We start from the raw sequence: 18,409 nt of genomic DNA on the forward strand, positions 1-18,409 counted from the left end.
ACTTTAGGATTCCGATTATGCACAGGCTAAAGCACGGCCTACTCCAGGCCGCCGGTTGGCTGTTCTACCTGAGTTTACTGATGGGCCTCGCCATGGCGTTGCCCGTGTCCACGTTCGACTCCGAGTCGAAGGACTTCATTTTCCTGATTGGCGCCGTGGGTATCTGGCGCTACTCGATGGGTGCCACGCACTTTGTGCGCGGCATGATTTTTCTGTACGTCGTCTACCCGCACCTGCGGCGCAAAGTGCGCAAGCTGGGCAAAGCGGCTGACCCGTCCCACGTGTTTCTGATGGTCACCAGCTTTCGTATCGATGCGCTGACCACTGCGCAGGTCTACAGCTCGGTGATCCGCGAAGCCATCGACTGCGACCTGCCGACCACCGTGGTCTGCTCCATCGTGGAAATGTCCGATGAGCTGCTGGTCAAAAGCCTGTGGAACCGGATGAACCCACCGGCCCGGGTCAAGCTCGACTTCGTGCGCATTCCCGGCACCGGCAAGCGCGATGGCCTGGCCTACGGCTTCCGCGCCATCTCCCGGCACCTGCCGGACGATCGCGCCGTGGTCGCAGTGATCGATGGCGACACCGTGCTCGGCGAAGGCGTGGTGCGCAAGACCGTGCCGTGGTTCCAGTTGTTCGGCAACGTCGGCGGCCTGACCACCAACGAATTCTGCGAAGTGCGCGGCGGCTACATCATGAGCGAATGGCACAAGCTGCGTTTCGCCCAGCGCCACATCAACATGTGCTCGATGGCCCTGTCCAAGCGCGTGCTGACCATGACCGGGCGCATGTCGGTGTTCCGCGCCACCGTGGTCACCAACCCGGAATTCATCGCCGACGTGGAAAGCGACTCGCTGCAACACTGGCGCCTGGGTCGCTTCAAGTTCCTTACCGGCGATGACAAGTCGAGCTGGTTCAGCCTGATGCGCCTGGGCTACGACACCTTCTACGTGCCCGACGCGGCGATCAACACCGTTGAACACCCGCCGGAAAAGAGCTTCATCAAGGCCAGTCGCAAACTGATGTTCCGCTGGTACGGCAACAACCTGCGGCAGAACTCCCGTGCTCTGGGCCTGGGGATCAAACGCCTCGGCATGTTCACTTCGGTGGTGCTGTTCGACCAGCGCGTGTCGATGTGGACCTCGCTGCTGGGCCTGACCGTGGCGCTGATCGCCAGCTTCAAGTACGGCACCGCGTTCATCCTGGTGTACCTGCTGTGGATCGGCATCACCCGGTTCATCCTGACCTTGTTGCTGTCGTGCTCCGGACACCGGATCGGCCCGGCCTACCCGGCGATTCTCTATTACAACCAGATCGTCGGCGCGCTGGTGAAGATCTACGTGTTCTTCCGCCTCGACCAACAGTCCTGGACTCGCCAACCCACTTCTCTGACCCGTGATCTCGCCAGCTTTCAACGTTGGTTCAACACCTGGTCGTCTCGGACCATGACCTTCTCTGCCGGCAGCATTTTTGTCGCCGTGCTGCTGTTGATGGTCTGACCGCCCCCTTATTGAATTAACCAGGAAATCGCCCTTATGAATACCGCCGTCAACGCCAACGTAGTGCACGAATCCGAAGCCCAGCGTCAACACGCCCGCGTGAAAATCCCGGCCAAGTTGCGTTTCTTCGGCCCTGACCGGACGCCGGTCGAAGCCCGGGTGATCGACCTGTCCGCCGGTGGCCTGGCGTTCAACGCCGGTCAGTTGCCGCTGAAAATTGGCGATGTGTACAAGGCCCGCCTGCAGTTCGTCATCGACAACCTCGGCCTGGCCATGGACGTCGAGTTGCAGGTCCGCTCCTTCGACCGCGAGACGGGACGCTCCGGCTGCCAGTTCCAGAACCTGGAACCACGGGACATCTCGACCCTGCGCCACCTGATCACTTCGCACCTGGCTGGCGACATCGTCAGCGTGGGTGAAATGCTGGCGACCCTGCAGCGCGACAACTTCACCAAGGCGCGCAAGATGAAGGACGGCGGCCACGGCATGACCGCGTTCGGACGCCTGAAAGCCGTGACCTTCAGCCTGGGGATCTTTGTGGTGGGTGTTGCCGCCTTCGGCTTCGTTTTCAAATCGGTGTATGGCATGTATTTCGTCAGTCACGCCCAGGCCGGTCTGGTCAGCGTGCCGGGCGTGAACATCACCATGCCCCGCGACGGTACCGTACAGAGCCTGGTGAAAGCCGACGGCGTGGCCGCCAAGGGCGCACCGCTGGCGACCTTCAGCACCAGCATGCTCGACGTGCTCAAGGGCCATCTGGACGAAGACCAACTGCAACCGGCCAAGGTTGAAGAACTGTTCGGCAAGCAGATGACCGGCACCCTGACCTCGCCTTGCGATTGCACCGTGGCCCAGCAAATGGTCGCCAACGGTCAGTACGCCAGCAAGGGCGACGTGATCTTCCAACTGGTCCCGCGGGGCGGCGAAGCCAATGTTGAAGCGCGCTTCTCCTATCGCCAGTTCGGCGACGTACGCCCGGGTACTTCGGTGCGGTTCCAGATCGCCGGCGAAGACAAGAGCCGCACCGGCAAGATCGTCAGCAGCACCAGCCTGAAAAGCGCCGACCTCTCTTCGGATATCCGCGTGCTGATCCAGCCCGACGAAACCCTGGACAGCGCCCTCGCCGGCCGCCCGGTGGAAGTCAGCAGCGACCGTGGCCCGAACCTGAACTGGCTGATCGACAAAGCCATGGCTGTCGGTCTTTAAGTCGAGGATATGCCTGTGACCATCACAAAAACTCAAAACACGCCGCAGCCCCTGTGGGAGCGGGCTTGCTCGCGAATGCGGTTGAACATTCAGAATCAATGCTCGCTGACACACCGCTTTCGCGAGCAAGCCCGCTCCCACATGGGGTCTCTGTGTGCAGTGGCATTGGCGGTGAGCCTGGCCGGTTGCGCCGGTCTGCCCGACCAGCGCCTGGCCAACGAAGCGCTCAAGCGCGGCGATACCGCCACCGCTGCGGCGAACTACCGGCAACTGGCAGACCTGGGCTACAGCGAAGCCCAAGTCGGCCTGGCCGATATCCAGGTCGACAGCCGTGACCCGGCGCAGATGAAACAGGCCGAGGCGACTTACCGCGCCGCGGCCAGCGTTTCTCCGCGCGCCCAGGCACGCCTAGGTCGCCTGCTGGTGGCCAAGCCCGGTTCCACCGAAGCCGAGCAGCACGAAGCCGAAACCCTGTTGAAAAAAGCGGCCGCCGCGGGCGAAGGCAACACGCTGATTCCGCTGGCGATGCTGTACCTGCAATACCCGCACAGCTTTCCCAACGTGAATGCCCAGCAGCAGATCAGCCAATGGCGTGCCGAGAACAAGCCGGAAGCCGGCTTGGCGCAAGTGCTGCTCTATCGCACCCAGGGCACCTACGACCAGCATCTGGATGACGTGGAAAAGATCTGCAAGGCCGCGCTCAACACCAGCGACATCTGCTACGTCGAACTGGCCACTGTCTACCAGAAACAGGCCAAGCCAGAGCAACAGGCCGAGCTGATCAAGCAGATGCAAGCGGCTCACGCTCGCGGCAGCGTTTCGGCGCAGCGCGTCGACAGCGTCGCCCGTGTGCTCGCCGATGCGACCCTGGGCAAGACCGACGAGAAGACCGCGCAATCGCTGCTCGAACCGATCGCACCGGGCTACCCGGCGTCGTGGGTCACCCTCGCGCAGTTGATCTACGACTTCCCCGAACTGGGCGACGTCGACCAGATGATGAAGTACCTGGGCAACGGCCGCGCCGCCGACCAGCCCCGCGCCGAGCTGTTGCTGGGCAAGCTCTACTTCGAAGGCAAACTGGTGCCGGCCGACGCCAAGGTCGCCGAGGAGCATTTCCAGAAAGCCGTCGGCCGTGAAGTCGCCGCCGATTACTACCTCGGCCAGATCTATCGCCGTGGCTACCTGGGCAAGGTCTATCCGCAGAAGGCCCTCGACCATCTGTTGACCGCTGCGCGCAACGGCCAGAACAGCGCCGACTTCGCCATCGCCCAACTGTTTTCCCAAGGCAAGGGCACCAAGCCTGATCCGCTGAACGCCTACGTCTTCAGCCAACTGGCCCTGGCCCAGAACACGCCGCAAGCCACCGAGCTTGCGCAAACAATCCAAACGCAATTGCCGCCCGACCGGTTGGCCGAAGCCCAACGCCTGTTGAAACAAGAACAGGCCGTGCGCGGTGCCCTGAGCCCGAACACGCCGGAACTGCACACCCTGCAAGAAGAAGTCAGCGAGGAAACCCAATGAAGTTGAATCCATTCATGAAGGCCGGCATCGGCCTGACATTCGCGCTGATCTGGTCTTGCCCGACGCTTGCTGCGATGACTGAAGAAACCAAGAACTTCGGCCTGGACGTGAAAATCACCGGCCAGTCCGAAGACGACCGTGACCTCGGCACCCAGCGCGGCGGCGACGTCAACGGCCTCGGCCTTGACCTGCGCCCGTGGGTGTATGGCGAAAGCGGTGCGTGGAGCGCTTACGCCATGGGGCAGGCGGTGACGTCCACCGACATCATCGAGACCGACACACTGCAAGAGTCCGAAGGCACCGAGAACACCAGCAACAATGACCGCCAGACCAAGAAGAACTACCTGGCGATGCGCGAATTCTGGGTCGGCTACAGCGGTTTCACGCCCTACCCCGGCGAGATCCTGAAACTCGGTCGTCAGCGTCTGCACAACGACGACGGTCAATGGCGCGACACCAACATCGAAGCCCTGAACTGGACCTTCGACACCACCTTGTTGCGCGCCAACGCGGGTGTCGCCGAGCGCTTCAGCGAGTACCGCACTGACCTGAAAGAACTGTCCCCCAAGGACAAGGATCGCCTGCACGCCTACGCCGATGCCGAATACCAATGGACACCGGGTCACTGGGCCGGCATTCGCGGTCACCACACTCACGATGACGGCAAGCTCGACTATCCGGAACCGGGTGTACCTTCCGATTCGCTGGACAAAAAACAGAATGGCGACATCAGCTGGCTGGGCTTGCAGGCCAACAGCGATGCCTACAACTGGCGCAACACCAATACCTTCAACTACTGGGGCAGCATCACCGGCATGAGTGGCGACCGCGACACGGTCAACCCGCTGAACGCTGATGGCACCGCTCCCGCACAACCCAAGAGCAGCGGCGATGTCGATGGCTGGGCCACCGACCTGGGCGTGCGCCTGCGCCTCGATCCGCAATGGCAAGTCGGTGCGGCCTACGCCCGGGCCAGCGCCGATTACGAACAGAACGGCCTGGAAAGCAACCGCTCGAACTACACCGGTACACGTTCACGCGTGCACCGTTTCGGCGAAGCCTTCCGTGGCGAAATGAACAACATGCAATCGGCCACGCTGTTCGGTTCGTGGATGCTCAACGACGAGTACGACGCCAGCCTGATCTACCACAAATTCTGGCGCGTCGACGGCAACAAACCGATCACCAGCGACGGCATCGACGCGGTGCAGAACAACACCGACGACGTGACCGGCGCCGTGTTGTCCAGCACCTCCCTGCCGCTGAACGATGGCGAAAAAGACCTCGGCCAGGAAATGGACCTGGTGGTCACCAAGTACTTCAAGCAAGGCCTGTTGCCGGCGTCGATGAGCCAGGCGATCGATGAGCCTTCGGCCCTGGTGCGCTTCCGTGGCGGTGTGTTCAAGCCCGGCGACGCCTATGGCAAGGAAGTCGATTCGTACATGCATCGCGCGTTCATCGACGTGGTCTGGAAATTCTGATGCAGAGCGCGAAGGGAGTCCTCGACATGAACAGTGCCAAGAAAGGTTCCTTGACCTTGCTGGCCGGCGCGATGCTACTGGCAAGTGCGGCAGCCTTCGCGACTGTGGAGCCGGCTGCCCCCGCCAAGCCGGCCACTGTTGCCAAGGAACTGCAACAGGCCAAGACCTACACCGTCAGCAGCGCGCCGACCGCGCCGCTGGAACTGGCCAAGCCGACGCTTCCGGACGTCTCTGGCTACACCGCCGAGGCCATCGCGAAAAAAATCGTGCGCAGCAAGGTCGGCAAAGTCAGCGTGCGCCGGATGATGCAGGAAGACGCACTGAAGGACTTCATCGGCGGTGACAACAAGATGGCCGAATGGGTGGTGCGTCAGCACGGCATCCCGCAGGCGATCTTCGTCGACGACGGCTACATGAACCTCAAGGACGTGGCGAAGAAACTGCCGAAGTACGTCATCGAAACGTCACCGGGCGTGTACCTCGCCAGGCTGCCGATCGTGGTCGGTCGTCACGGCATCCTCGAAATCGACAAGCAGACCCAGGAACTGCGCCTGTCCCAGGAGGGCGGTGCGTTCCTGGTCAACGACGGTCAGTTGTTCGTGCGTGATACCAAAATCACTGGCTGGCGGGAAAAGGACAACGGCCCGGCGACGTTCAATTCGCCAAAGGAATTCCGTCCGTTCCTGCTGTCCTGGGGCGGCACCGAGACCTACATCGCCAACAGCAAGATCGCCAGTTTCGGTTATGCCAACAGTAAGTCCTACGGCGTGAGTATTTCCCAGTACACGCCGAACATGGCCAAGGTGCTCAAGCGCCCTGAGCCGACCGGCTGGATCGTCGGCTCCGAGTTCTCGGACATGTGGTACGGCTTCTACTGCTACGAAACCCGCGACTTCGTGGTCAAGGGCAACACCTACAAAGACAACATCGTCTACGGCATCGACCCCCACGACCGTTCCCACGGCCTGATCATTGCCGACAACACGGTGTACGGGACCAAGAAGAAGCACGGGATCATTATTTCCCGTGAGGTCAACGACAGCTTCATCTTCAACAACCGCAGCTACGACAACAAGTTGTCGGGCCTGGTGATCGACCGTAACAGCGTGAACAACCTGATTGCCCACAACGAGATCTACCAGAACCACACCGACGGCATCACCCTCTACGAGAGTGCCGACAACCTGTTGTGGGGCAATCGCGTGTTGAGCAACCGGCGCCACGGCATCCGCATTCGTAACAGCGTGAACATTCGCCTGTACGAAAACGTCGCCATGGCCAACGGCCTGACCGGCGTCTACGGCCACATCAAGGACCTGAGCAACACCGACCGTGACATCAAGCTCGACCCGTTCGACGCCCAGGTGTCGCTGATCGTGGTCGGCGGCGAGCTGGCGGCCAACGGCAGCGGCCCGCTGTCCATCGACTCGCCGCTGAGTGTCGAGTTGTATCGCGTGTCCATGCTCGCACCGACCAAATCCAGCGGCATCAGCTTCACCGGCATCCTTGGCGAGCGCCAGGATGAAATTCTCGACCTGCTGGTGCGCCAGCAGAAAGCCGTGCTGATCGACCCCGTCGAACGCCAGACCGAAATGCGGGACTGAGGATAATCTTATGCACCCACACTTGATCAAATTACTCAGCCTGTCGGCCCTGACCGTCGGCATTCTCGCGGCCAGCACTGGCGCGCGTGCCGATGAAGTTCAAGCGCCCAAGTTCAGCGCCGAACCGTGCTGCAGCCTGTGTCCGGCCGCCCACGACGCGAAGAACTACACCACCCGTTATCAGCAGAACTTCACCACGCTGGTGCAGGCCCAGGGCGACTGGCTGTTCCGTACGCAGGAAGACTTGCGCACCGAATTCGACACCACGCCCGCCGGCTACAAACGCATGAAGCAATTGCACGATGCGTTCAAGAGCAAAGGCGTGGAACTGGTTGTCGTGTACCAGCCGACCCGTGGCCTGGTGAACCGCAACAAGCTCAACCCGGCGGAGAAAGCCAGCTTCGACTTCGACAAGGCGCTGAGGAACTACAAGACCATGCTGGGCCGTTTCGCGCAGATGGGCTATGTCGTTCCGGACCTGTCGCCGCTGACCGACGAGTCGCTGCCCGAGACCCTGCCCGCCCACGACTTCTACTTCCGTGGCGACCAGCACTGGACCCCGTACGGTGCCCAGCGCACGGCGAAAATCGTCGCCGAGAAGGTCAAGCAATTGCCTGAATTCGCCGACATTCCCAAGCGCGAATTCGAGACCAAAAAGTCAGGTCGCATGGGCAAGACCGGAACATTGCACAACATGGCCGGTCAACTCTGTGGCACCAGCTACGCGATCCAGTACATGGATCAGTTCACCACCGAGCCGAAGGGCGAAGCGGGCGATGGCGATCTGTTCGGCGATTCCGGCAACCCGCAAATCACCCTCGTGGGTACCTCCCACAGTGGCAAGAACTACAACTTCGCCGGTTTCCTCGAAGAGGCCATCGGCGCCGACATTCTCAACGTGGCGTTCCCCGGCGGCGGCCTGGAAGGTTCGATGCTGCAGTACCTGGGCAGCGACGAGTTCCAGAAGAACCCGCCGAAGATTCTCATCTGGGAATTCTCGCCGCTGTACCGCCTCGACCAGGAAACCATCTACCGCCAGATGATGGCGCTGCTGGACAACGGTTGCGAAGGCAAGGATGCGCAGATGTCCGGCAGCGCCACGCTCAAGCCGGGCAAAAACGAGTTGATGGTCAACAGCAAGAACATGGACCTGCGCAACAGCAGCCACCAGGTCGACATCCGCTTCGCCGATACGTCGGTGAAAACCCTGCAAGCCACCCTCTGGTACATGAACGGTCGCCACGAGGACATCAAGATCGACAAACCGGAAACTTCCGAGACTGACGGGCGTTTCGCTTTCGAGTTGCGCACGGACGAAGACTGGGCCTCGCAAAACCTGCTGGCCGTTGAAGTCCAGGGCCCCGAAGCCGGTGCCGCGCCTCAGAAAGTCGAAGCGAAAATCTGCAAACGCAACGTATTCCCGAGCGCCGAGCAGCGTACTGCTTCGGTCGGGCAATGAGGTCTGCTATGCGAAATCCGAAACTGAAGCATCTGTTGGTACCGACGCTGTTGAGCCTGGCGATGTTTGCTGGCGCCACACAAGCGGCGGCGCCATTGCGTCCGCCACAGGGTTACTTCGCACCGATAGAAAAGGTCAAAACCGGCGACAAGAGCGAAGGCTGCGATGCGATGCCGACGCCCTACACCGGCTCGTTGCAATTTCGCAGCAAGTACGAAGGTTCGGACAAGGCCCGCTCGACCCTGAACGTGCAGTCGGAAAAAGCCTTCCGTGAAAGTACTGCCGACATCACCAAGATCGAGCGCGGCACCAGCAAGCGAGTGATGCAGTTCATGCGTGACGGTCGCCCGGAACAACTGGAATGCACGCTCAATTGGTTGACCGCGTGGGCCAAGGCCGATGCCTTGATGTCCAAGGACTTCAACCACACCGGCAAGTCGATGCGTAAATGGGCGTTGGGCAGCATGGCGTCTTCATACATTCGCCTGAAGTTTTCCGACTCCCGTCCGCTGGCCAACCATCAGCAAGAGTCGCAGTTGATCGAAGCCTGGTTCAGCAAGATGGCCGACCAGGTGGTCAGCGACTGGGACAACCTGCCGCTCGAGCAGACCAACAACCACTCGTACTGGGCCGCCTGGTCGGTGATGGCCACTTCCGTCGCCACCAACCGCCGCGACCTGTTCGACTGGGCCGTGAAGGAATTCAAGGTCGGCGCCAACCAGGTCGACGCCAGCGGTTATCTGCCCAACGAACTCAAGCGTGAACAACGGGCGCTGGCGTACCACAACTATGCCCTGCCGCCGCTGGCGATGATCGCCAGTTTCGCCCAGGTCAACGGTGTGGACTTGCGTCAGGAAAACAACGGTGCATTGAAACGCCTCGGTGATCGCGTGCTCGCCGGGGTGAAAGACCCGGATGAGTTCGAGGAAAAGAGCGGCAAGGAACAGGACATGACCGACCTGAAGGTCGACTCGAAATTCGCCTGGCTCGAACCGTACTGCTCGCTCTACACCTGCTCGCCCGAGGTGCTGGCGAAGAAGCACAAGATGCAACCGTTCAAGACCTTCCGCCTCGGCGGTGACCTGACCAAGGTCTACGACCCAGCCAATGAAAAGGGCAAGGGTTCCTAGACCAAATACAGATTCCCTGTGGGAGCGGGCTTGCTCGCGAATGCGGTCTGACATCCACCAAAGATGTTGACTGACGCACCGCTTTCGCGAGCAAGCCCGCTCCCACACCGGGTCAGTGCAAGACGTTAGTTATGTGTGATGCCCCCCGAATTTCTGTGGGGGGTTTGGGGGGGCCGTTGGCCCTTGACTGTTGGTTAAACATGGAGAGATCGGGATGGTATTTTCATCCAACGTGTTCCTGTTTCTGTTCTTGCCGATCTTCCTCGGCTTGTACTACCTGAGCGGGCAACGCTATCGCAATCTGCTGCTGCTGATTGCCAGTTACGTGTTCTACGCCTGGTGGCGTGTGGACTTCCTCGCACTGTTCGCCGGCGTCACGCTGTGGAACTACTGGATCGGCCTGAAAGTCGGTGCCGCCGGGGTCAGGACCAAACCGGCGCAGCGCTGGCTGCTGCTCGGCGTGGCCGTCGACCTGTGCATCCTCGGCTACTTCAAGTACGCCAACTTCGGCGTCGACAGCATCAACGCGATGATGACATCGGTGGGTCTTTCGCCTTTCATCCTGACTCACGTGCTGCTGCCGATCGGGATCTCGTTCTACGTCTTCGAGTCCATCAGCTACATCATCGACGTCTACCGTGGCGACACCCCGGCGACCCGCAACCTGATCGACTTCGCGGCGTTCGTGGCGATCTTCCCGCACTTGATCGCAGGTCCCGTGTTGCGCTTTCGCGACCTGGCCGACCAGTTCAACAACCGCACCCATACCCTCGACAAGTTCTCCGAGGGCTGCACGCGGTTCATGCAGGGTTTCATCAAGAAAGTCTTCATCGCCGACACCCTCGCGGTGGTGGCCGACCACTGCTTCGCCCTGCAAAACCCGACCACGGGCGATGCCTGGCTCGGCGCCCTGGCGTACACCGCGCAGCTGTATTTCGACTTCTCCGGCTACAGCGACATGGCCATCGGCCTGGGCTTGATGATGGGTTTCCGTTTCATGGAAAACTTCAAGCAGCCGTATATCAGCCAGTCGATCACCGAGTTCTGGCGGCGCTGGCACATCAGCCTGTCGACCTGGCTGCGTGACTATCTGTACATCACCCTGGGCGGCAACCGCAAAGGCACTTTGATGACCTATCGCAACCTGTTCCTGACCATGCTGCTCGGTGGTCTGTGGCACGGCGCGAACATCACCTACATCGTCTGGGGTGCATGGCACGGCATGTGGCTGGCGATTGAAAAAGCCATCGGCCTGAACACCTCGCCACGCAGCATCAACCCGATCCGCTGGGCACTGACCTTCCTGCTGGTGGTGATGGGCTGGGTGATCTTCCGTGCGGAAAACCTGCACGTGGCCGGGCGCATGTACGGCGCGATGTTCAGCTTCAGTGACTGGTCGCTGTCGGAACTCAACCAGGCCAGCCTCACCGGCCTGCAAGTGGCAACCCTGATCGTGGCCTACGTGACCCTGGCGTTTTTCGGCCTGCGCGATTTCTACAGCAATCAGCCTCCGGTCAAGACCAGGCCTGCAGTGAACGTCGATGCCGACGGCCCTGCCGCTGCGACACCGGGAACGATCAAGGCCGTGCCTGGGGATAACCCGGCGAGCATCCACCAGCCTGGCTACACCGTCGGCGTCGAAGCCCAGGTGCAACCGGCCTACTGGACCGCTGACTGGTCGCGCTACGTGATGCGTGCGCTGGTGCTGCTGCTGTTCATCGCCTCGATTCTCAAACTCTCGGCGCAAAGCTTCTCGCCGTTCCTTTACTTCCAGTTCTGAGGGATCTGACCATGACCCGCTCATTACGCATCTTCTACATCGCGCTGTTCCTGGTGACCCTGCTGGTGCTCGGTCTGTGGTCGGTACGCAGCTTCTTCGGCTTCAGCACCAACGCGGATGCAACGGTGCTCAACGGCCGCTGGAGCAAAGCCGTGGAAACGCACTACGACGACGAGTTCCCGATCAAGCGCCTGGGCACCAACCTCTGGGCCGCGCTGGATTTCAAACTGTTCAACGAAGGTCGTCCGGGCGTGGTGCTCGGTCGCGACCAGTGGTTGTACAGCGATGAAGAATTCCACCCGGTGGTCAACGAAGAGCTGAACCTGCAAGGCAACTACGCGCTGGTCGAAGGCGTGCGCCAGACCTTGAAGGAAAAAGGCGTGCAACTGGTGATGGCAGTGGTGCCGGCCAAGGCGCGCCTGTACCCGGAACACCTCGGTGAAGTGAAACCGGCGAGCATCCACGCCAACCTCTACAAGGACTTCCACCAGCGCCTGGCCGCCGACCGGATTCCGGCCCCTGACCTGCTCGGCCCGCTGCAACAGGCCAAGCAGAATGGCCAGCAAGTGTTCCTGCGCACCGACACCCACTGGACGCCGCAAGGCGCCGAGATCGCCGCCAACCGTCTGGCCAGGACCATCGCCGACAAGTACCCGCTGAGCGGCGAGCCGCAACGCTTCGTCACCGAACCTGCCGAGACCATCACCCACAAGGGCGACCTGCGTCTGTTCCTGCCGCTGGACCCGCTGTTCGAAAACCTGATGCCTAAACAAGAGCAATTGCAAAAGCGCAATACGGTCGCGGCTGAAGACCAGCCCGCCGGTGACGACGCGCTGTTCGCCAACACCGAAGTGCCGGTGGCCCTGATCGGCACCAGCTACAGCGCCAACCCGAACTGGAACTTCGTCGGTGCGCTCAAGCAAGCGCTGAACAGCGACGTGGTCAATTACGCCGAAGACGGTCACGGCCCGATTCTGCCGATGCTCAGCTACCTGAAAAGCGATGCCTTCAAGAACAGCCCGCCACAGGTGCTGATCTGGGAGTTCCCTGAACGATATCTGCCTGTGAACAACGAAATCGGCGACGCCGACCCGCAGTGGGTCGCAGAGCTTAAACAAGCCGGCGCCCGCCAACAAAACGTAGCCATCAACAACAAATCCGAGACGCCCGACCGGGCGCAAAACTGAAAGAGAGGTACACCATGACTTTCACTACTACTCCTCGTCGTCTCGCCAAACGCCTTGCCCTGGTTGCCGGCCTCAGCGTGCTGTCGGTACAGGCTTTCGCCGCAGGCGACGCCGCCCTGTACGGCCCGACCGCACCGAAAGGCTCGACCTTCGTGCGCATCTACAACGCCAGCAACGCCGAAGTCAGCGCCACCGTTGGCAGCACCAACCTGAGCGATGTCGCGCCACTGTCGAGCACTGACTTCAGCTTCATGCCGGGCGGCGACTACAGCGCCAAGGTCGGTAGCCAGAGCCTGCCGGTGAAACTGGCCGGCGACCACTATTACACCCTGGTCAACAACGCCAGCGGCGCACCGCAACTGATCGAGGAGCCGCCGTTCAAGAACAAGCAGAAGTCCCTGGTCCGCGTACAAAACCTCAGCGACAAGGCGCTGACCCTGAAAACCGCCGATGGCAAGACCGACGTGGTCCCGAACGTTGCGCCCAAGGGTCGCGGCGAGCGTGAAATCAACCCGGTGAAAGTCAGCCTGGCGCTCTATGACGGCACCACCAAAGTCGGCGACGTGAAACCGGTCGCCCTGGAACGCGGTGAAGCCGCGGTGCTGTACGTCACCGGCAGCGGCAGCAGCCTGTCGCCGGTCTGGGTAAAACGCCCGGTATCGACGCGCTAACAAATTTCCGGACTGACCCATGTCCCCTGTAGGAGCGAGCTTGCTCGCGAAAAACGTAAGGGCAACGCGTTTACTCAGATAGCGCGCGTTTTCGTTAACGTCCATCGCGAGCAAGCTCGCTCCTACAAAGGCCAGCCCGGACACGGAACAAAAACAAGAGTGAAACGACAGAACGCAGTAGCTCTAACCAATCGATATTCAAGGAGTAACAATATGATTCCGGTGATCTTGTCAGGTGGTAGTGGCTCACGTCTTTGGCCGCTTTCCCGCAAACAATTCCCTAAACAGTTCCTGGCCCTGACCGGCGAACACACCCTGTTCCAGCAAACCCTGGAACGCCTGGTGTTCGAAGGCATGGACACGCCCATCGTGGTCTGCAACAAGGAGCACCGCTTCATCGTCAATGAGCAGTTAGCGGCGCGCAAACTGGAATCCCAGCGCATCCTGATGGAGCCGTTCGGGCGCAACACTGCGCCGGCCGTGGCCCTGACCGCGATGATGCTGGTCAATGAAGGTCGCGACGAACTGATGCTCGTACTGCCGGCCGACCACGTCCTGGAAGACCAGAAAGCCCTGCAGCGCGCCTTGGCCCTGGCCACAGTCGCCGCCGAAAACGGTGAAATGGTGCTGTTCGGCGTACCGGCCACCAAGCCGGAAACCGGTTATGGCTACATCAAGTCGACCAACGACTCGCTGCTGCCCGAAGGCGTCAGCCGCGTCTCGCACTTCGTCGAAAAACCCGACGTGAAGCGCGCCACCGAGTTCGTCCAGTCCGGCGGTTACTTCTGGAACAGCGGCATGTTCCTGTTCCGCGCCAGCCGCTTCCTCGAAGAGTTGAAAAAGCACGATCCGGACATCTATGACACCTGCCTGCTGACTCTGGAACGCAGCCACCAGGACGCCGACACCATCACCCTCGACGAAGCCACCTTCGCCTGCTGCCCGGACAATTCCATCGACTACTCGGTGATGGAAAAAACCCAACGCGCCTGCGTCGTGCCGCTGACCGCCGGCTGGAGCGATGTCGGCTGCTGGTCGTCGCTGTGGGAAGTCAATGCAAAAGACGCCAACGGCAACGTCACCAAGGGCGACGTGGTGATCCAGGACAGCAAAAACTGCATGATCCACGGCAACGGCAAACTGGTGTCGGTGATCGGCCTGGAAAACATCGTCGTGGTCGAAACCAAGGACGCCATGATGATCGCCCACAAGGACAAGGTCCAAGGCGTGAAACAGATGGTCAACACCCTCAACGAACAGGGCCGCAGCGAAACCCAGAACCACTGCGAAGTCTACCGTCCGTGGGGCTCCTACGACTCGGTGGACATGGGCGGCCGCTTCCAGGTCAAGCACATCTCGGTCAAACCGGGCGCCTGCCTGTCGCTGCAAATGCACCACCACCGCGCTGAACACTGGATCGTGGTCAGTGGCACCGCCGAGGTGACCTGTGACGAGAACGTGTTCCTGCTGACCGAGAACCAGTCGACCTACATTCCGATTGCTTCGGTGCATCGCCTGCGTAACCCGGGGAAGATCCCGTTGGAGATCATCGAAGTGCAATCCGGGAGCTATCTGGGTGAGGACGATATCGAGCGGTTTGAGGATATCTACGGGCGCTCGACGCCGGTTGAGCGTGGAGTTGCGGTGAAGACGATCGCGCAGTAACGCTCAGTAAAACAAGAAGCCCTCGTCCAGCCTGCTGCGTTCCCTATCCGCAGCGGGTGGTTCGGGGGCTTTTTTTGTACTGGTTTTTTGTAGTGCCTCGACTGGCCTCTTCGCGGGCAAGCCCGCTCCCACAGTGGACCGGGTGGAACACAACATTCGTGAACAACCAAAAAACCTGTGGGAGCGGGCTTGCCCGCGAAGGGGCCCCCACAGTCACCGCGAAATCTCTCCCATCGCCAATCGCACCTACGCTTAGGTAGGATGCACTTCTCTGCTCCCGAGGTTTGCGCGTCATGTTCATCGGCGTCCTGCTGGTCATCACCTGGCTGATCCTGCTGCTGCGCTACCCGGCCAAGGCTTTGCCCGTATCCGTGGCCGCCGCCGTGGGGTTGGGCATCGTCGCGACCTGGGTCATCTGGATGGACCACCGCGAACTCAAGCAACTGCAACGCCTGGAGTTGCGCATCAGCTATGCGCCCGGGCACTGCCCGGCCGACCGACCGCTGAAACTGACGATGAACAATGGCAATGACGTGCCGCTGACGGAACTGCGCTGGCGGGTTGCGGCCTATGCGCCGGGCGATACGGTGAACCTGGCCGACAACCAATACACCGCCCCGCGTTATCGCGGACCCGGCGAATTGCAGGCCGGTGGCAACTGGGAAGATTGCTTGCCACTGCCGCCGTTGCGCCCTGGCTACCGACCGGAAACCCTGGAGTTTCGCGCCGAGCGATTGCAGGGTAGTTTTTCCGACTGATCCCTCCCCCCATTTTTTGCACAAGGAATGCGCCATGCCCGTTGCGTTGATTACCGGTTGCTCCAGCGGCATTGGCCGTGCCCTTGCCGATGCGTTCAAGGTCGCCGGCTATGAAGTCTGGGCCAGTGCCCGCAAGGCCGAAGATGTCGCGGCACTCACCGCTGCGGGTTTCACCGCCGTGCAACTGGATGTCAACGACGCCGTGGCACTCGAAGCCTTGAGCGAGCGAATCAACCAGCAAACCGGCGGCCTCGATGTGCTGATCAACAACGCGGGTTATGGCGCCATGGGGCCATTGCTCGATGGCGGCGTACCGGCCATGCAGCGCCAGTTCGAAACCAATGTGTTCGCCATCGTCGGCGTCACCCGCGCCTTGTTCCCGGTGCTGCGTCGGGCCAAGGGGCTGGTGGTGAATATCGGTAGCGTGTCCGGCGTACTGGTCACACCATTCGCCGGCGCCTACTGCGCCTCGAAAGCCGCCGTGCATGCCTTGAGCGATGCCTTGCGCATGGAACTGGCGCCGTTCGGCGTGCGGGTCATGGAGGTGCAGCCGGGGGCCATCGCTTCCAGTTTTGCCAAGAATGCCGGACACCAAGCCGAGCAACTGATCAGTGAACAATCGCCGTGGTTTCCGCTGCGTGAAGGCATACGCGCACGGGCCAGGGCTTCCCAGGACAGGCCGACCCCGGCCAGTGAGTTTGCCGCCGGATTGCTCAAGGCCGTGCAGCAAGCCAAACCGCCACGGCTGATCCGCCTGGGCAATGGCAGCCGCGCGTTGCCGCTGATGGCCAGTTTGCTGCCCAAGGGCTTGCTCGAATCCGGGCTGATGAAGCGGTTCGGGTTGCGTGGGCAACTCTGAGACCGCGTCGCTCCCTTCGCGAGCAAGCCCGCTCCCACAGGTCATGCGCAGATTTTGAAATAGCGCTAATCCAGTGGGAGCGGGCTTGCTCGCGAAGAGGCCCGCACAGTCTCTACAAAACTTCAGGTAACAGCACAATGACCGACTACACCGAATACTTCGACGAAGTGATCCTGGCCCACGTGGCCATCGAACAATGGCTGGCCGAGGAGCGTGACGCGTCCGAGCTGGAAAAACTGCTGACGCGTTTTTCGCCGCAGTTCTCCATGGTCTCGCCGCTCGGCCGGGTGCTGGACTTAGACGCGCTGAACGAACTGTTCACGCTGGCGGGTGGCAAGAAACTCGGGTTCCGCATTGAGCTCAGCGAGTTGCGTGGCATTGCGTTGCACGACGCGGGCGCGACCGTGAGTTACCGCGAACAACAGACCGATGCAACCGGGCTGCACTCGGATCGTCGTTCCACGGTTGTGTTCGAGAAGGTAGATGACAGGATTCTTTGGCGGCATTTGCAGGAAACTTTCTGCTGAAACCGAGGGTGATCAACTGTAGGAGCGAGCTCGCTCGCGATGGACGTCAACGATAACGCGTGCATTCTGAATACACGCGGCGCGGTCTGGTTCATCGCGAGCAAGCTCGCTCCTACAGGGGGTTGCATTCCAAATTGTGGGAGCGGCGGTGCGGCGATCCGACTTGCTCGCGAAGCAGGCGACTCGGTCTACCGGCTATGCCCCACCCTCCTGCTTCACCACCACCGTACAGGTAATCCCCGCCGCCAACACCACACCCACCGGCACTTCATCGATGTGAATGCGCACCGGTACCCGTTGCGCCAGGCGTACCCAGTTGAAGGTCGGGTTGACGTCGGCGATCAGTTCACGGCTCTCCGGGTTGTCGCGGTCGTAGATGCCGCGCGAAATGCTTTCCACATGGCCCTTGAGCACTTCGCCGCTCATCAGTTGCATGTCGGCCTTATCACCGACGCGTACGTGGGGCAGCTTGGTTTCCTCGAAGAAGCCGTAGACCCAGAACGAATTCATGTCGACCACAGCCATTTTCGCCTCGCCGATGCGCGCATAGTCGCCGCGATGCACGTTGAGGTTGGTCACGTAGCCGTCTACCGCGGCGCGTACTTCAGTGCGTTTGAGGTTGAGTTCAGCGGCTTCCAGATGCGCCTGGGCCTGCTGGTAATCAGCCAGGGCCGAGTCGGCGAGGTTACTGGCGTCGTCGCGGTTTTCCCGGGAGATCACCAGGTTGTCCATATCGGCGCGACGATGGGCGTTGACCTTGCGCATCTCCCAGGTCGCCTTGCGCGATGCCACCAGACTCTGCGCTTGCTTGACCGCCAGGCGGTAGTGCTCGGGGTCGATCTGCATCAGCAAATCGCCTTTTTTCACCAGCTGGTTGTCACGCACCGGCACGTCCACCACTTCGCCGGTGACGTCGGCGGCGACGTTGATGATGTCGGCGCGCACGCGGCCGTCGCGGGTCCACGGCGTGTTCATGTAGTGCTCCCACAGGGAGCGGCCGATCCACAGCGCGAGGGCCAGCACCAGCAGGGTCGCGAGCAGGCTGAAAAACTTTTTCATCAG

Annotated in this window: 15 protein-coding genes; 14 read left to right on the forward strand and 1 reads right to left on the reverse strand. The window is 61.1% G+C overall.

Going from position 1 to position 18,409, the window contains the following annotated elements; translation table 11 throughout:
* Nucleotides 1-17 precede the first annotated feature (17 nt).
* The 14 genes from alg8 to BSF40_RS13705 all read left to right on the forward strand — a co-directional run bounded on the left by alg8 (nucleotide 18) and on the right by BSF40_RS13705 (nucleotide 17,347).
* Complete coding sequence (gene alg8 / locus BSF40_RS13635; protein WP_095965508.1) at nucleotides 18-1,499, forward strand: mannuronan synthase; 1,482 nt, start codon at nucleotides 18-20, stop codon at nucleotides 1,497-1,499.
* Nucleotides 1,500-1,535: 36 nt separating this feature from the next.
* The gene (locus BSF40_RS13645) at nucleotides 1,536-2,705 is read left to right on the forward strand and encodes an alginate biosynthesis protein Alg44 (protein ID WP_095965509.1); all 1,170 of its coding nucleotides are present in this window, start codon (nucleotides 1,536-1,538) and stop codon (nucleotides 2,703-2,705) included.
* Between the two features lie 9 nt (nucleotides 2,706-2,714).
* Nucleotides 2,715-4,226 carry an alginate biosynthesis TPR repeat lipoprotein AlgK gene (gene algK / locus BSF40_RS13650; protein ID WP_095965510.1) on the forward strand — a complete coding sequence of 504 codons (1,512 nt, stop codon included), beginning with the start codon at nucleotides 2,715-2,717 and terminating at the stop codon, nucleotides 4,224-4,226.
* A complete protein-coding gene (locus BSF40_RS13655; RefSeq protein WP_095965511.1) occupies nucleotides 4,223-5,707 on the forward strand; it encodes an alginate export family protein in 1,485 nt (494 codons plus the stop codon). Before algK ends, BSF40_RS13655 begins: the two co-directional genes overlap by 4 nt.
* Before the next feature lie 26 nt (nucleotides 5,708-5,733).
* Nucleotides 5,734-7,311 (forward strand): mannuronan 5-epimerase AlgG, encoded by a 1,578-nt coding sequence (gene algG, locus BSF40_RS13660; protein ID WP_095965605.1) that lies wholly within the window; start codon nucleotides 5,734-5,736, stop codon nucleotides 7,309-7,311.
* Between the two features lie 10 nt (nucleotides 7,312-7,321).
* Nucleotides 7,322-8,770, forward strand: coding sequence for an alginate O-acetyltransferase (locus tag BSF40_RS13665; protein WP_095965512.1), 1,449 nt, complete (start codon nucleotides 7,322-7,324; stop codon nucleotides 8,768-8,770).
* A gap of 8 nt (nucleotides 8,771-8,778) precedes the next feature.
* Nucleotides 8,779-9,900 carry a mannuronate-specific alginate lyase gene (locus BSF40_RS13670; protein WP_095965513.1) on the forward strand — a complete coding sequence of 374 codons (1,122 nt, stop codon included), beginning with the start codon at nucleotides 8,779-8,781 and terminating at the stop codon, nucleotides 9,898-9,900.
* Between the two features lie 214 nt (nucleotides 9,901-10,114).
* Nucleotides 10,115-11,680: an MBOAT family protein gene (locus BSF40_RS13675; protein ID WP_015096743.1), complete on the forward strand. Its 1,566-nt coding sequence runs from the start codon at nucleotides 10,115-10,117 to the stop codon at nucleotides 11,678-11,680.
* 11 nt (nucleotides 11,681-11,691) lie between these two features.
* Nucleotides 11,692-12,867: an alginate O-acetyltransferase gene (locus BSF40_RS13680; RefSeq protein WP_095965514.1), complete on the forward strand. Its 1,176-nt coding sequence runs from the start codon at nucleotides 11,692-11,694 to the stop codon at nucleotides 12,865-12,867.
* A 14-nt stretch (nucleotides 12,868-12,881) separates the two neighbouring features.
* Nucleotides 12,882-13,538 carry an alginate O-acetyltransferase AlgF gene (locus tag BSF40_RS13685; RefSeq protein WP_095965515.1) on the forward strand — a complete coding sequence of 219 codons (657 nt, stop codon included), beginning with the start codon at nucleotides 12,882-12,884 and terminating at the stop codon, nucleotides 13,536-13,538.
* Nucleotides 13,539-13,751: 213 nt separating this feature from the next.
* Entirely contained in the window at nucleotides 13,752-15,203 is a 1,452-nt protein-coding gene (locus tag BSF40_RS13690) for a mannose-1-phosphate guanylyltransferase/mannose-6-phosphate isomerase (protein ID WP_095965516.1), read from the forward strand.
* A gap of 293 nt (nucleotides 15,204-15,496) precedes the next feature.
* Nucleotides 15,497-15,961, forward strand: coding sequence for a multidrug transporter (locus BSF40_RS13695; RefSeq protein WP_095965517.1), 465 nt, complete (start codon nucleotides 15,497-15,499; stop codon nucleotides 15,959-15,961).
* A gap of 34 nt (nucleotides 15,962-15,995) precedes the next feature.
* A complete protein-coding gene (locus BSF40_RS13700; protein ID WP_095965518.1) occupies nucleotides 15,996-16,820 on the forward strand; it encodes an SDR family oxidoreductase in 825 nt (274 codons plus the stop codon).
* 137 nt (nucleotides 16,821-16,957) lie between these two features.
* Complete coding sequence (locus BSF40_RS13705) at nucleotides 16,958-17,347, forward strand: DUF4440 domain-containing protein (RefSeq protein WP_095965519.1); 390 nt, start codon at nucleotides 16,958-16,960, stop codon at nucleotides 17,345-17,347.
* A gap of 195 nt (nucleotides 17,348-17,542) precedes the next feature.
* Here the strand turns inward: BSF40_RS13705 and BSF40_RS13710 are convergent, their stop codons facing one another.
* Complete coding sequence (locus BSF40_RS13710; RefSeq protein WP_095965520.1) at nucleotides 17,543-18,406, reverse strand: HlyD family secretion protein; 864 nt, start codon at nucleotides 18,404-18,406, stop codon at nucleotides 17,543-17,545.
* Between the last annotated feature and the right edge of the window lie 3 nt (nucleotides 18,407-18,409).

Source organism: Pseudomonas sp. ACN5 (genome assembly GCF_002303975.1).
In the GTDB taxonomy this organism is placed as follows: Bacteria; Pseudomonadota; Gammaproteobacteria; order Pseudomonadales; family Pseudomonadaceae; genus Aquipseudomonas; species Aquipseudomonas laurylsulfatiphila.

Coding starts and splice junctions, on each gene's coding strand:
- BSF40_RS13685 (WP_095965515.1), top strand. CDS start 12,882: ATGACTTTCACTACTACTCCTCGTCGTCTCGCCAAACGCCTTGCCCTG.
- BSF40_RS13695 (WP_095965517.1), top strand. CDS start 15,497: ATGTTCATCGGCGTCCTGCTGGTCATCACCTGGCTGATCCTGCTGCTG.
- BSF40_RS13670 (WP_095965513.1), top strand. CDS start 8,779: ATGCGAAATCCGAAACTGAAGCATCTGTTGGTACCGACGCTGTTGAGC.
- alg8 (WP_095965508.1), top strand. CDS start 18: ATGCACAGGCTAAAGCACGGCCTACTCCAGGCCGCCGGTTGGCTGTTC.
- algK (WP_095965510.1), top strand. CDS start 2,715: ATGCCTGTGACCATCACAAAAACTCAAAACACGCCGCAGCCCCTGTGG.
- BSF40_RS13710 (WP_095965520.1), bottom strand. CDS start 18,406: ATGAAAAAGTTTTTCAGCCTGCTCGCGACCCTGCTGGTGCTGGCCCTC.
- BSF40_RS13690 (WP_095965516.1), top strand. CDS start 13,752: ATGATTCCGGTGATCTTGTCAGGTGGTAGTGGCTCACGTCTTTGGCCG.
- BSF40_RS13675 (WP_015096743.1), top strand. CDS start 10,115: ATGGTATTTTCATCCAACGTGTTCCTGTTTCTGTTCTTGCCGATCTTC.
- BSF40_RS13645 (WP_095965509.1), top strand. CDS start 1,536: ATGAATACCGCCGTCAACGCCAACGTAGTGCACGAATCCGAAGCCCAG.
- BSF40_RS13680 (WP_095965514.1), top strand. CDS start 11,692: ATGACCCGCTCATTACGCATCTTCTACATCGCGCTGTTCCTGGTGACC.
- BSF40_RS13665 (WP_095965512.1), top strand. CDS start 7,322: ATGCACCCACACTTGATCAAATTACTCAGCCTGTCGGCCCTGACCGTC.
- BSF40_RS13705 (WP_095965519.1), top strand. CDS start 16,958: ATGACCGACTACACCGAATACTTCGACGAAGTGATCCTGGCCCACGTG.
- BSF40_RS13700 (WP_095965518.1), top strand. CDS start 15,996: ATGCCCGTTGCGTTGATTACCGGTTGCTCCAGCGGCATTGGCCGTGCC.
- BSF40_RS13655 (WP_095965511.1), top strand. CDS start 4,223: ATGAAGTTGAATCCATTCATGAAGGCCGGCATCGGCCTGACATTCGCG.
- algG (WP_095965605.1), top strand. CDS start 5,734: ATGAACAGTGCCAAGAAAGGTTCCTTGACCTTGCTGGCCGGCGCGATG.